Below are 14,276 nucleotides of genomic sequence, written 5' to 3'. Positions count from 1 at the left end.
AGCTTCAGAGACACGCAAAGCGCCTAAAACGGGGAACAGCATTCCGTCTTAGGCGCTCTTCTATTCTTCATGCTTTACCCACTGCGCGCTGCCCAGCGGCCAGAAAATCACATCCGCACGTCCAACAATATCTTTAATCGAAACAAAGCCAATCGCACGACTGTCTCTACTATTATTACGATGATCGCCCATGACAAAAATAGTACCTTCGGGAACCTTGGACTCGGTTATTGTTGCATTTGGAAAGTCCACATTGTTGTACAGCTCGCCCTTGGCATGTGCTTCTTGGACAGCTCCCTGAATGTATGACTCTTCCACCTTCTTACCATTCACGTAAAGATTGTCGCCTTGATATTTAATCGTGTCTCCCGCAACCCCAATAACACGCTTAATGAAGTCTCTTCCTTCCTTTCTCACATGGAATACAACGACCTCACTGGGCTTGGGATCACGAAAATCGTAAATCAGTTTATTCAAGACAACCCGTTCATTTGTTTTGAAATTCGGCTCCATGGATGCTCCCTCAACGACAGATGGCGCAAACAGCAACCCGTGCATAATGAACACGAGAACAACACCCACCGTAATCGCTTTAAGCCAATCCACGATCTCATTTTTAACTCGCGACTGCTTGTCCGAAACTTTCCGTGTAGCTGGACTCGTCAAATGATTTCCGTTATCCATGCGTCAGAACCGCCTTTTATCATAGATTCTATTCCTAATATGTGTATATTGTATAAGTGTAATCAATTTTTCCCAGCTTGGCAAAACCGTGTTTAAAGTTGAAACAAAAGTGTGAACTTTTTTTCACAATATTAAATTATCATCAAAAAACAGTTGATGCAAACGTTAACATATATTAAACTGAGCTTATACTTCTTAGAGCGTTTTAGACATTATGCCAGTTAAGCCGTCACCCGAGGAGGTGTCCTCGTTTCACATGAAAGACAGCATAAGTCGCTTTTATAGTGCTATCTTCTTTTAAATAAAAGATGAAATAAGGAGGAATTTACATGTTTAAACGCAATGAACGTCCAAAAAACGGGTTTAACGCTCTGAGGCTCGGTGTTTCTTTTGTTTTCGCTTCTTCTTTTCTTATTGGAACCGCTTACGCAGATACGTCATCCAATGCTCCTTCTTCTTCCCTTTCAGAAGAGGCTGCCAGTGCAACGGATTCATCTGCTATCTCCACCACACTGGCGGCAGGCGACTTGTATGTAGCGCCAAATGGTAACGTGTCCAATCCAGGCACCATATCCAGTCCTACTACTCTTGAAGCCGCACTTACACAAATTGCTCCTGGTAAAACCATTTACCTGCGCGGAGGCAACTACGCCTATTCCTCAACGATTACCGTTCAGCATGGAAATAACGGCAGCAATGGCTCCCTCAAAGGGTTGGTTGCTTACGGCAGTGAAAAGCCTGTACTTGATTTTTCGGGTCAAGCCTTTGGCTCCGCTAACCGTGGACTCCAGCTTTTCGGAGACTATTGGCTGGTAAAAGGCCTTGAAGTAAAGGGTGCCGGGGATAACGGTATCTATATCGGCGGCAGCAACAACCGGATTGAAAACGTGGAAACTCACCATAACCGGGACACCGGTCTTCAACTCGGACGCTATTCCACTACAGCCGCTAACAGTGAATGGCCTTCAAACAACCTAATCTTGAACTCCTACTCTCATGATAATGCTGATCCTGATAACGGTGAGGATGCCGACGGATTTGCCGCCAAGCTGACCGTAGGATCAGGCAATGTATTCGATAACTGCCTGGCTGCGTACAACGTAGACGATGGCTGGGATTTGTACACCAAAACGGAAACAGGTCCTATCGGAGCGGTAACAATCTTGAACAGTGTCGCCCACCACAACGGACAGACTTCTGACGGAACGTCTACCGCTAACAGTGACGGCAATGGTTTTAAGCTGGGCGGGGACAAAATCAAGGTCAACCATATCGTGAAAAACAGCATTGCCTTTCAGAACAAAAAGCATGGCTTTACCTACAATAGCAACCCCGGCTCCATTACCCTGACTAATAATACCTCATGGAGCAATGGCGAAAGCAATTTTGCTTTTGACAAGGGGGAACACGTGTTCATTAACAATCTTTCCTTTGAAGGAACAGCCAGTGACAAGACCAGTGGAACCGATCAAGATAATTCTAACGTCTGGTGGAAAAGCAAAAAAAGCACCAATGCCAAAGGTCTTCTCGCCAGCGCCGCTGACTTTGTCAGTCTCGTTCCTTCCGTTACTAGAAGTGCAGACGGTTCCATCCAGCTAGGTAACTTCCTCAAGCTGGCTTCAGGAAGCGATCTGATCGGCTCGGGCACTCCGAGCGGCAATAATATAGGGGCACGTTAAAAGCCCAACCCAATCAGGACGCCCTGGCCCATCTACCTACTTAGACATACTGCATAATATAGCGACCGGTGATAGTCCTCATAACCAGACAAAATATGAGGTGAACAGATCATGGAACGAAAAATCACAATGAAACATACACTCGCCTATGGAAGCGGCAACATGCTGGGAAGCGGTGCACTTGCTATTAGTGGCGCATGGTTAATGTACTTTTATACAACCTTTTGCGGACTGTCTCCCGTTCAGGCCGCAGCCATTTTCTCCGTTGCCAGCATCATCGATGCAGTCAGCAATCCGATCATGGGCTTTATTAGCGACAACTTTCATCGAACCCGCCTGGGCCGTAAATTCGGCAGACGCCGTTTTTTCATTATGATGGGTATTCCACTGATGCTCGTATATCCGTTGCTTTGGGTAGATGGGTTGGGTTTCTGGTATTACCTAAGTACGTACGTGCTGTTTGAACTGGTGTATACCTCTGTCATGGTGCCCTATGAAGCCCTCGCCTCAGAGATGACCCGGGACTTCGGCGCGCGCTCCAGATTGACCGGATGGAAGGCCATGTTCGGTAAAATTGCCAATTTTGCCGCCGCTTTTATCCCTGGTCGCTTTATCGCTGAGTATGGCAAAGACTCTCCATTGCCCTTCTTTTATACCGGACTCGTGTTTGCAGGTATCTTGCTAATTGCAATGGCATTTTTGTACAAAAACTCTTGGGAACGCCCTACGGAGGAACTGCAAAAGGAACTGGAAGGTGAAGCTCCGCTTTCCTTTATAGATTCCATGAAAAAGCTGTTTATTGACATTTCCTCGACCTTCCGGGTGAAGACGTTCCGTCATCATCTGGGCATGTATCTGGGCGGCTTTTCAGCCGAGTGGCTGTTCACTTCTGCCTTTACGTACTTTATTGTGTTTTCCCTGTTCCAAAGCTCGGAGATGGTATCTAATCTGAACAGCTTTAACTCTGTCATTCAATTAATTTCCACCTATTTCTTCATCCAGTTCTGTGTGCGCAAAGGGTTCCGTATGCCTTTTATCGCCGCACTCGTCGTCGTTTGCTTTAGCGTAGCAGGTTACGGCCTGCTCTATATAACGGGAGCCTCCAATACGATGGTATGGCTATATGTCATCACACTGTTTATGGGTCTTGGTACAGGTGGGGTCTACTATATTCCTTGGAATCAATATACGTTCCTTGCTGATGTAGATGAGGCACTGACTGGCCGTCGCCGGGAAGGAATTTATGCAGGTATGATGACTTTCGCTGGTAAAATGGTGCGAGCCGTCGTCGTCTTCATACTTGGCTGGGTGTTACAGCATTTCGGATTCGTATCCGGGGCTGATAGTCAGCCGGTCGCAGCTCAGCATGCTATATTTTACGTGCTCGTCGTTGGAACCATCGTTTTGGCGATCATCGGTATGATTGCGTCTCTCGTGATGAAGCTGGATATCGACAGCCACAAGAAGCTGATTACCGAAATTGATCGTCTCAAAAACGGCGGCTCCATGAAGTCAGCCAAACCGGAAGCTCGAAAGGTATTCGAGGATCTGACAGGTTTCACTTACGACCGGTGCTGGGGCAACAATAATGTAGGTTTCAAGAACAAACCTGCTGACCCTAAATCACATACGCCTTCCATGTAAGCACAAACAACGATTACAAATCAAATATTTTCCATAGAGGTGACTGTATCATGGCAAATCCAACATCACAACCGACAACCAATCCTACAAAAACAGATTCTTGGGCTGTACGTATGAGCGATTCTGTTCTACAGCGGAGTCCGGAGTTTTACGAAAAATGGGAATATGACCACGGCGTTATTTACAGAGGTCTGGAATGGGTTGGCGAACTGACAGGCGATCCCAAGTATATGGAATTTGTAAAAAAACATATGGATCATTTTGTTGACGAAAATGGCGTGATTCAGCGCTATAAAGCAGATGAGTACAATATTGACCACGTGAATAACGGAAAGCTGCTCTTCTCTCTGTATCGTGCCACAGGAGACGAACGATATAAAAAGGCAGCTTGCCAATTACGCAGTCAGTTGGAAAAACACCCTCGCACAAGCGAGGGCGCATTCTGGCATAAGCAAATTTATCCGTATCAAATTTGGCTGGACGGCTTGTACATGGGTGCCCCGTTCTACGCTGAATTTATCCGCGAATTTGGAGATCCGTCAGAGTTTGACGATGTTACCTTGCAATTCAAGCTCTGCTACGAACATACACGTGATCCTCAAACGGGCCTTCTCTACCACGCATGGGATGAGAAGCTTGAACAGCCATGGTGCAACCCGCAAACAGGCTGCTCCAAGAACTTTTGGGGACGCTCTATCGGCTGGTTCGTTATGGCACTCGTTGACGTGCTGGACTATATTCCAGAAGATCACGCAGATCGCCCTGCCTTGCTCGATATGCTGGCGGAAACACTGGAAGCTCTGCTGAAAGTACGTGATAAAGAAAGTGGAGTCTTTTATCAGGTGCTCAACCTGGGCCATGTGAAAGGCAACTATTTGGAAGCCTCCGCTTCCTGCATGATTCTCTATGCTATCGCCAAAGGCGTTCGCAAAGGTTATCTCCCAGAGCATTATCGTCAAGAGGCAGAAATCATCCGTAAAGGCATTATTGATGAATTTATCACGATAACCGAAGAAGGACTCGTGAATCTGAACAAAACGGTGCAAGTAAGCGGTTTGGGCGGTAAAGATCGTCGGGACGGTACCTTCGCTTACTATATCAGCGAGCCGATTGTGACGAACGATCCCAAAGGTATCGGAGCCTTCATTCAGGCGATGGCTGAAGCGGAACGGCTCTGAAGCGGACGAAATGTAATCTTCTATAGCAGAAAAGGACGGGGCCAATGGCCCTCGTCCTTCTTGATATCTATCATTTTTTCTTTGAAATCTAAAGTTTTCAGCTTTTCAAGTAACGCTTGAGTTCTTCATAGAAATTTTCTCTGGAACCGGCCAATATGACTACAATGAGTTCGCCTTCCTCATTTTCTTCTAGCCGATACGCAATTTCATAATTGGTACCTTTATAAAATACATTGTAGCCAAGAGTTCCGCTTAGATCACCTGTTTTGTGCTCTCCAATGGAGGGACCAAGTCGTATGGCTGTAATAGCATCCAGGTAGGCTGACTTTAACGGTCTTTCAGAAAGCTTTTTAAAATATCGTTTTGCAGGACCTAAGTATGTGACTGGAAGCATTTAATCCTCCACCACATCGCCAAATAGTTCATCCGTATCATCATCGCCAGATTTAAAATTACGGGCAGCCTCTCCGGATTCAGCAATTAATGACTTTACAGCCCCGTGAAGCTCAGCCTGTCTTTCACGGAATTTTTGAAGCAGTTCCTGATCCTTGTACCCTTCCTTAATGAGATCAGCTAAGATAAGATCAGAAAAATTGTCATTCGCAGTATTTTCACGTACAGGACGAATAATGATGTTATTTCCTTTGATCCCGAATTCCACTTCATCCTTAATTCCAGCCTGTTCATACAGTTTTTGAGGTATTGTGACTTGGCGTTTTTGCGAGACACGCGCACGTTTCCACTCCACTCGTTCCACCGCCTCATTAGCTATTACCATAGTATACTCCCCCTTTTCCACCCATTCTATTCCGAGAAACAAATTTTCTTTGTTTCTTTACTTCTCTACTTATAGTATAGGTAGTTTTCGAAAAGGAAGCAACCTAAACATATATTCACTTCATAATCTTAAATTCATATCCCTGCTTTTTTAAATATTCTATGATTGTCGGCAAGGCTTTTGCTGTTTCTTCCTTACCATAGGTATCATGCATTAATATCACGGCTTTTTCTCGACCCTTAACAGTCTTTATGAATTGGTTTATGAGTCCGTTCGCTTTCTTGGATCGTCCCTCTGCATCTTTAGTTAATACATTCCAGTCCACTTGGTGGTAATCCTTTTTTAGTAAAGCTGCATCTAATGCGCCCATACCCTTGGGATCGTTTTTCTTCCACGTCATATGACCTCCGGGGAATCGGATCGCTCTTGTGGAGAAATCCGGACCCAGAATACTTCTTAAGGTTTGGTTATTCTTTTCAATATCCTGCATAACGTTGTTCGTACTTACAGCCTTGTGAGGATATAAATACTTATAGTTGTGTGAATACGTATGGTTCCCTATAGCGTGACCTTCTGCAACAATTCTTTTGATGATGTTCTTCGTATGTTCATTCTCATCTGCTTCCTTGCCTACGACAAAAAAGGTTGCCTTAACCTTCTGTTTTTTAAGAATATCCAATATTTGAGGTGTCACAGTCACGGATGGCCCATCATCAAAAGATAAATAAGCTACTTTTTTACCATCGGCTCCATCAGGCATCTGCCCCAGCATTTGTTGGTTTAAATATTTTTCGACAAAGGCTACGTCTTCCACTCCGGCCTCGTCTTTATGTGAAGCTGCTTTAACATTCGATTCGGCAGTCGGTTTACCTGTTGGTTTGGCATTGGATACGGTATCTGTTTTTTTAGCTTGCTCCAGTGTTTGGGCTGGTGGTTTGCTATCTGACACCTTTAGCACAATGAGCGTAATACAACCGATCACGAATAATAAAATAGCAACGAATAGCAATCTTCTTTTGTTTCTCTTCAAGCGATGCTCTCTTGTCCTGCTATGTGTGTAACTCTTTTCCATTAGCTTATGTACCCCCACCACAATTAATATTTCCCGAAACCAGGCATGTTCGTCTAGGTAACCTTACCATAAATAAGTAAAATGAAAATTGAAAAAATTGTAGCCAAATAGCAAAGAGTTGTTACCCTTTAGGCTAGCTCAATAGAATAAAAAGGAGCCGTGATATTTGCGCATCACAGCTACCTGACAACGATTGCTATTTAAGATTGCTTCGTCAAAGCCTGAGCCAACAAAGATGCATAGGCTTTGGCGCCTTTGGGCTTCAAATGAACTCCATCATGTTCAAAATACGAGTTTTTGCCCGAGCTGGCTCCGTACCAGTCGATCATCGTAATCCGTGTATCCTGGGACGCAGCTTCTGCAAGATGCCTGTTCACGATGCTCTCCCACGGACGCGGGACACGGGTATTCACGAGGATAATACGCTTCGCATCCTTCAGACTGGCGAGCAAATCGGTCAATTGATCCTTGGTAAAAGCGCCGTTTGTGCCCAGCTCAATAATGACTGTCTTCCCCAGCTGTCCATTCTGTCTCAACTGCTCCAGCACAGCAGGCGCTTCCGCCATCTGTCGTCCGATGCGCCCGTCTACAACCGCGCCTGGAAAAGCTTGCTGAATGTACGCCTGCACATCCAGCATGACAGAATCCCCAATCGCGGTCACACCTGAGCCATCATCTGCTTTGGGCGTAGCTTGTTGAGTCGAAGTATCCGACTGAACCTTAGTCCCATCCGTAGTGCCAGCTTTGGTCTCCGTATTCTTTGGCGTTTGGGCTAGAGCCTGGACCTTAGTTTTGTCCTGCACGTTGTTGCCCCCGGATACTTGCGGCTTGGCTTTCGGCTCCTTCGAAGCCACAGATACGGTTCCGTGAAGCGGCGGCATCGCCTTCGTCTTCCCGCTTGGATTCTCTTCATTCGCCGCTGCTGCCTGCGTGGTTGCGTCAGTAGACGCCACGTACAGGTGAATGGTGCCTATAAGAACTCCTATAAAAAGCATAGATGCCGCGGTTGCAGGCATCCACCTCCAGCGTGCCTGTCTGCGAACCGCTGTACGGATTCCTGCAGCCCAACGACGGAAGCCTCCGTGCCGGATCGGTTCCTCGATATATTTAAAGGAGAGGGAAGCCAGCAGTACCGTTGCTAATAGTTGTAAAATGATTCGTAGCACATGCACACCCTCGGTATCCACCTGCGGTGTCGTCAGGGTGATAATCGGAACATGCCACAGGTATAGCCCGTAGGAACGGGCACCGATCCAGCGCAGCGGCTTGAGTCCAAGCAGCTTCCCCAGATGGCTCACCGGATGCGCTAACACTGCGACCACAATAGCAGTGACCAAAGCTATGCCCAGTAAGCCACCCCGATACAAAGAAGGGTCATATTCATTTGAGGCCCATGCCCAGTGACACAGCAGTAGCAGGCTTACAGCCCCGATGCCGTCCAACAGCAACCGTGCCTTGGCAGATGCTTGCCCTTTCAGCTTGCTACTAGGCCATACCAAGGCAAGCGCGGCACCGATCAGCAGGGCGAATCCACGCGTATCCGTGCCATAATACACCCGGCTCGGATCAGTTCCCGGCACGTAAATCACTGCCATCAGCAGCGCAGAGGTCAACGCCAGGCAAGTTACCCAGCCTGCGAGCACAATACGCTTGGGCATGTATTTCAGCCCAAGCGCCAGCAACAACGGCCACAGGATATAGAATTGTTCCTCCACCGCCAGCGACCACAGATGTCCAAGCGGTGAAGGCGGACCAAAACTATCAAAATACGAGACCTGATGAAAAATAAACCACCAGTTGCTCATATATACCAATGCGGCAGGCACATCTCCGCGCAAGGCTGCAAGCCGTGACGGATCGAAAAGCAACGAGCACAGGACAATAACAGCTACAACCGTCAGCATGGCAGGCAGCAGCCTTCTGGCCCGACGCAACCAGAAATCTTTCATTTTGAAACTATGATATGTATCCCACTGACTGACCAGAATATCCGTGATTAAATACCCCGACAACGTAAAAAAAACACCTACACCCAACAAGCCTCCAGGCAACCAATCCGGATTCAGATGATACACAATGACTGCGATGACCGCCAGCGCTCTTAACCCGTCCAGTCCCGGCATATAACGACGTTGTGATGGCAACGGATTAGACTTCATTTAAGCCGCCATCCTTCATGCAAATTCAAGTTCCCTGTCTGTTTCAATGCTCTTCTGCCCTTTCCCTCTCCTGCACATCGTTTTGTGCGATGCTCTGTAGCCTTTTCGTTCATTATATAGAACTTCATATTCGTAATGATTTCAATGAAGTTAAAATTAATGACAATGTTTTTATTATATCACTCCTTTCCACAGTTAGGTAACCACTGATAGATATACAAAAAAAGGCATCTCTTCCCTTAGGAAGGAAATGCCTTTTTGTTGATTTTAGCTTAAAATTTGATGATGCCTGAGGTATGCAGGAATACCAGCAACATCAGGATCGGCGCAATATACCGAAGGCCGAACAGCCATATGCGGAACCAGAAGGGTTTGAGATTCGCCTGCTCACCCGCAGTCTTCCAATAGTAGCCTGTGAATATAACAATCAACAAGCCGCCTAATGGCAAGAAGATGTTGGAAGCTGTGAAGTCAACGAAATCGAAGAATGATTTGCCGCCAACTTTTAATTCCGGAACCAGTCCCATGGACAATGCAGAAGGGATACCCAGCAACAGGCACAGGACAGATACGACGATAACCGAGCGAACCCGGCTCCAACGGAACCGCTCCATAACATAGGCTACGGGTACTTCCAGCAAGGATACCATAGAACCTAATGCAGCAACCGCCAGCAGTACGAAGAACAAACCGCCGAAGAAAGCGCCGAAAGGCATGGCAGAGAACGCAGCCGGTAAAGCAATAAAGACCAGAGACGGCCCTTGAGCCGGGTTAATACCAAAGGAGAAGGTTGTAGGGAAAATAATCATACCTGCGATAAACGCATAAATTAAATCCCCGCCACCAACTGCCAGCATGGCTCCACCCAGCGATTGGCGACGATCCACATAAGCACCGTACGTGACCATAATCCCCATCCCCAGTGAGAGCGAGAAGAAGGCATGTCCCAAAGCAACCAATGCAGACTCTATACTAAGCTTAGAGAAGTCAGGATTCAGAAAGAAGGATACACCCGCACCAGAGCCTGGCAGCATAAGAGCATTTATCATTAACACGAGCAACAGAATAACCTTGGCAGGAATCAAAATTTTATTGAACTTTTCAATCCCGTTCGATACCCCAAGGGTAACCACGACTGCCGTAAATGCAAAAACGACTAACAGCCAAACCAACGGAGCGTAGCCGGAAGAAAAGGAAGCAAACTGTCCAGCAAAATCCTTATTTGAAAACAGATTTCCGCTAAATGCCTCTACAGCATAATGCAGTGTCCAGCCTCCTACAATGGCATAGAACGATAAAATAACAAACGGCACGATAACAAACATGATGCTCATCTTGCCCCAAATCGGATGACCACCTACTTTTACCATTGCAGAAGCAGCACTTCCTCGGCCCGCTCGGCCAAGCGCCAGCTCAGCCAGCAATACAGGCAAACCAACCAGCAACAGGCAGACAATAAACAACAAGAAAAATGCAGCTCCGCCATACTGTCCAGTAATATATGGGAATTTCCAAATATTACCTAGTCCTGCCGCACTCCCGATCGCTGCCAATATGAACCCGGCTGACGAGAAGCGTTCATTTTTATCGTTCAGGCTATTCTGCCCCTTGCTCAAATTCATTATATCCCCCTCATTCTCTCTACTTCCGCAAACATTAGCATGCGTACATGAATAATTTTTACTCATTATAGCGTAAGTAGGATGTAAAGGTCATGCAATTATTTCACTATCTTCGAATTTATTTTCAGAATGTTGTTTATCTACAAAATACAACAAAAACCTACATTTTTTCTTCTACTTCCTTCTTAATTAGGGTCTCTCCCATGCGGTTAGATACTTTTTGATAAATATACGAAATCGCCAACAATACCACACCAAAGGAGAAGTAAGCTACGATCGTGCTTCCTGTCGTTAACAGATGCAGGTCATACAGCAGTAGCTTACCTGTCGATAGCAAAGTTAATCCCAGACCAAATCTGCGAATGTAGACTACCCGCTTGAGGAAGCCGTATACGATATACAGAATCGCCAGCAATAGATATACCAGACTGAATGCGAGACCTGCATCCCCCAGACGGAACTGAACTCCGAGGAAGGCAGTAATAATACCCAACAAGTATACACCCATAATGACCGGATACAACTCTGTGCTTCTATAATGGCGTGTCATCAAAGCGTTCAGGAAATCCCTGCTGCTGAAGAAGACCAATACATTAAAAGCTGCGAGTACCGTCAACGCTACATAATCAGCAGCCGTATTTTGCGCGTAATTTTCATGCAAGGTCGGAACCGCTACGGTAACCAACAGTCCCAACGCATAGCCTATGATGTATAGAGCCAGGCTGTAGTATTTAATCACCCGATCGTACAGCAACTTCACCTTAGGCAGGAAATAAGCCAAAACCAGCGATACACAGGTATATAACAGCGCTTTGTAAAAGGAATAATGTGTGAATTCTTCCGGTACGACGATGTTATACCAATGCCCGGCCTCATACAGCAAATAACCATACACGTTCACCAAAGCTACATATTTAAACCCTTGCATAATACGCATTTCGTACAAACGATTGGTTTTGAAAGCATCCGGGCGGCTGAATTGAATCGCATAAAAGACGGTAACGATCAGCATACCCAGCGTAATGAGCGTATATTTAAGCCCAAAATAGTCCGTCTCAAATCCGGACAGCAGATATATAGGAAAATCGACGAAAAAGAACGCACCCAGACACAGTAATAAAATGCCCCAGCCAGCCCGCTCCAATTCCTTCAACCGATAACGGTTTCCATACAACGTCAGGAGAACGGACTCGATTAGCCAGCCCATCGACAGCCATTTGACTCCAAACTGGAACGGAATCATCAGAATGGCGAAGGTCAGGGAGGTAGCATAAAATAACACCTTCGTCTGTTTCTCTTCCGGAATAAATCGGCTGACCCATTGCGCCAAGCCCCCGTATACCAGGCAAAAGACGAGTGCCAGCAAGCCTTTGTAATCATCCAGGCCCGCATCGTCGAACAGAGAGTACAGCACGGCACAGCTTACGACTGTGTTCAGAGCCAGCAGAGAGAAATCCAGCCAGGATAGCTTTTCTTTCAATTGGAACGGTACCCATAGTGTCATCCCGAGGTACATTGCAAATGTAATAACTGCATACAACATGCTTGCAGCCGTGCTATCCGACAACCATACCAGTACAATCATCAGAGGCGTATTCAGCAGAAAACTGATATATTGCACGACGACCCAGCGTTTGCGGAAGGATACGAGCAGAATTAGCAGGTTCAGCAGGAACAGGTAGCCCATGGCAATGTAAACCGCGTTCCCTTCCAGCCCGTTCGCCGCCATATAGGAAAACAACGGGAGATATCCCCCTACCAATCCAAAAGAACAAATCGTTCGGGATTCATACCTTAACGACAGCAGCACAGCAGTCACTGTAACCAGCACAGATAGACCAATGCCTGTATACATCCCTATAATTCCCAGTAAGAAGTAGCTGTAAAAAATCGACCCGTACAGCACCGAAATACCGCCGCCCAATATCCCGAGCGCAAAGGTCTGCTTCTGTTTGCGGTACAACCACTCGCCGCCGCCCAGCATCAGCGCTCCTAACAGAAAGAAGGCTACGCCCTTCATATTTCCTGTAAACCAGTTGGAATATGAATATTTAAAGGCAGCTCCTACACCTAAAATAATGAGCAAAATCCCCAGCTTGTTGATCCAGTTTAAGCCCAGCTTCATTTCGAACTGATTCTGCTTCATGCGCTTCTGCATCGTTTCTTCGCTGATCTCTTCTTCCTCAAACTGATCCAGCCCGTTCGCCGTATGATGAAGCAAGTTTTGCTCAGCCTCTTGGAAACGTCGGCGCTGCTCCATGATCCGCTCACGGATCTCCTCCGAGAACTGCCGCAATCTGGCGACAATCTCGTCCTGATCCTCTTTAAGCTCATGCGTGCTTTGCTGAATAAGCTGGTCTACACGATTTTTAGCCCCGTACTCAAAGGCAGTCAATCGATTCGTCCCTTCTGCTGTTCTGGAAGCAAAATAGGTCTCCAGCTTTTCACGCGAGATGCGGATCATATTGGCCTTCTCACTCAGCATTTGCTCCGTCAGCGCCGTGCGCAGCTTTCCATTTTCCTGCTCGATATGTTGTACCCGCTCTTCCAGACGGATACAGCGGGCTTGAACCTCCTCAAATTTCTTCCGCAGCACCTCATTCTCCAGAATGACATCCGAGGCTTCATAGTCGGCGATTAACGTCTGATATTCCTTAAGCAGCTTGTTCTGCTCTTGGCGGATCGTATGTAAACGATCTTTAAAATCCTTCATGTTTCCCTCCATCGCTGTCCAATTTGGTAATCATTACATTTTACATGAAATTAAAAAAGCATTATAGAGACTATAGCCCATTTTGGACGCTGAATTGAGGCTATTACTTAAATATTCTTCCAGTTTCATCATCGCAAATGAATTAGAATGGATATACATAAGAAATAAAGCCTACCTCTTCTCTTCGTAAACATGAAATCGGAATTGAAAGGAGAAATATACATGTATTCAATAAGTGGCACTATAGCCTTGATCGCAAGCATGTCCATGTTTTGGCTTTTATACGATTTGAGAGTCAGCCATTCTGTAGGCTATAATGATGCTTTTTACTTATTTCCACTTATCTTAATCTTTCTTTGTATCTATTTTTATTGGAAGGATCATGATGAAAAAAGTAAGTCATCCAAAGAAATAAAGTAGAGTGTATAGTTCAGATTTATCTAAGCGTTCTAGATTTCCACAAAAAAAAGGAAGAACCCCGTAGGATTCTTCCTTACACAGTAGCAAGGTTCCATCTTTTTTCTTGTAGATGATCCTCTCTTGCGTTTCCTCATTTGTTGGCTGACCATAAACTACTTCATTTTGACTGAAGTTTTTTTACAAACAATCCATCCTTCGTTTTGATTCTGTCAGGATGATTGAGAGGGTCAATAGGTGTGAGGACTATTGATAATCTCCAAAAGTTGATGTGTGTAACCTTTTGGATTATAATAATCATGTTTATATTTTTTGGGTTTATTACATAAT

At 45.9% G+C, this 14,276-nt stretch carries 10 protein-coding genes; 3 read left to right on the top strand and 7 right to left on the bottom strand.

What is annotated here, in order from left to right; genetic code table 11:
* Positions 1 to 60: 60 nt before the first annotated feature.
* Positions 61 to 684: a signal peptidase I gene (lepB, locus tag ACQ4MX_RS16305; protein WP_431085984.1), complete on the bottom strand. Its 624-nt coding sequence runs from the start codon at positions 682 to 684 to the stop codon at positions 61 to 63.
* 329 nt (positions 685 to 1,013) lie between these two features.
* Here lepB and ACQ4MX_RS16300 point away from each other — a divergent pair, with 329 nt between their 5' ends.
* From ACQ4MX_RS16300 to ACQ4MX_RS16290, 3 genes are all read left to right on the top strand, one after another.
* Entirely contained in the window at positions 1,014 to 2,363 is a 1,350-nt protein-coding gene (locus tag ACQ4MX_RS16300) for a right-handed parallel beta-helix repeat-containing protein (protein ID WP_431085983.1), read from the top strand.
* Positions 2,364 to 2,474: 111 nt separating this feature from the next.
* Positions 2,475 to 4,007 (top strand): MFS transporter, encoded by a 1,533-nt coding sequence (locus tag ACQ4MX_RS16295; protein ID WP_431085982.1) that lies wholly within the window; start codon positions 2,475 to 2,477, stop codon positions 4,005 to 4,007.
* Between the two features lie 50 nt (positions 4,008 to 4,057).
* A complete protein-coding gene (locus ACQ4MX_RS16290; RefSeq protein ID WP_431085980.1) occupies positions 4,058 to 5,185 on the top strand; it encodes a glycoside hydrolase family 88/105 protein in 1,128 nt (375 codons plus the stop codon).
* Between the two features lie 97 nt (positions 5,186 to 5,282).
* Here the strand turns inward: ACQ4MX_RS16290 and ACQ4MX_RS16285 are convergent, their stop codons facing one another.
* The 6 genes from ACQ4MX_RS16285 to ACQ4MX_RS16260 all read right to left on the bottom strand — a co-directional run bounded on the left by ACQ4MX_RS16285 (position 5,283) and on the right by ACQ4MX_RS16260 (position 13,529).
* Positions 5,283 to 5,579: a type II toxin-antitoxin system RelE/ParE family toxin gene (locus ACQ4MX_RS16285; RefSeq protein WP_431085979.1), complete on the bottom strand. Its 297-nt coding sequence runs from the start codon at positions 5,577 to 5,579 to the stop codon at positions 5,283 to 5,285.
* Positions 5,580 to 5,963, bottom strand: coding sequence for an AbrB/MazE/SpoVT family DNA-binding domain-containing protein (locus ACQ4MX_RS16280; protein ID WP_044644231.1), 384 nt, complete (start codon positions 5,961 to 5,963; stop codon positions 5,580 to 5,582). It abuts the gene before it with no gap.
* A 115-nt stretch (positions 5,964 to 6,078) separates the two neighbouring features.
* Positions 6,079 to 7,035: a polysaccharide deacetylase family protein gene (locus ACQ4MX_RS16275; RefSeq protein WP_431085978.1), complete on the bottom strand. Its 957-nt coding sequence runs from the start codon at positions 7,033 to 7,035 to the stop codon at positions 6,079 to 6,081.
* A gap of 200 nt (positions 7,036 to 7,235) precedes the next feature.
* Positions 7,236 to 9,194 carry an acyltransferase family protein gene (locus ACQ4MX_RS16270; RefSeq protein WP_431085976.1) on the bottom strand — a complete coding sequence of 653 codons (1,959 nt, stop codon included), beginning with the start codon at positions 9,192 to 9,194 and terminating at the stop codon, positions 7,236 to 7,238.
* A gap of 272 nt (positions 9,195 to 9,466) precedes the next feature.
* Positions 9,467 to 10,816, bottom strand: coding sequence for a sodium-dependent transporter (locus ACQ4MX_RS16265; RefSeq protein WP_431085974.1), 1,350 nt, complete (start codon positions 10,814 to 10,816; stop codon positions 9,467 to 9,469).
* Between the two features lie 160 nt (positions 10,817 to 10,976).
* On the bottom strand, positions 10,977 to 13,529 hold the full coding sequence (locus ACQ4MX_RS16260; protein ID WP_431085971.1) for a DUF2339 domain-containing protein: 2,553 nt from the start codon (positions 13,527 to 13,529) through the stop codon (positions 10,977 to 10,979).
* Positions 13,530 to 14,276 lie beyond the last annotated feature (747 nt).

Source organism: Paenibacillus sp. 8b26, from assembly GCF_050626875.1.
Taxonomy (GTDB): Bacteria; Bacillota; Bacilli; order Paenibacillales; family Paenibacillaceae; genus Paenibacillus.
This window is presented reverse-complemented; position numbering and strand designations above follow the sequence as displayed.